We start from the raw sequence: 314 nt of genomic DNA on the forward strand, positions 1-314 counted from the left end.
CATGTGAGAGTAGGGAACTGCCAGGCATCAAATAAGAAGAACCCCGTACCGTAAGGTGCGGGGTTTTTTGCTTTTGTGCGCAGAAAAAGCCCAGTGGCGCTGCGCTTACCGGGCCAACCCAACCCGCAGGCCGGGTGGCGGGTCGCACGATCGCGATCTTACTGGAAAGAGATACAGAAATATAAAAACTGGGAAGGTTTTGATAAACGCAGAAAAGCAAAAACCCAGCCATAGGCTGGGTTCTTTAAATAGTGGTGCCCGGACTCGGAATCGAACCAAGGACACGGGGATTTTCAATCCCCTGCTCTACCGAC

At 52.2% G+C, this 314-nt stretch carries 1 protein-coding gene; it reads right to left on the reverse strand.

The features are described 5' to 3' along the window. A partial coding sequence (locus L6R44_RS24855) for a hypothetical protein (RefSeq protein WP_237425704.1) occupies window positions 1-232 on the reverse strand: 232 nt, incomplete at its 3' end. Between the last annotated feature and the right edge of the window lie 82 nt (window positions 233-314).

Origin of the sequence: Enterobacter cloacae complex sp. ECC445, from assembly GCF_021892025.1 — a bacterium.
Lineage (GTDB): Bacteria > Pseudomonadota > Gammaproteobacteria > Enterobacterales > Enterobacteriaceae > Enterobacter > Enterobacter chengduensis.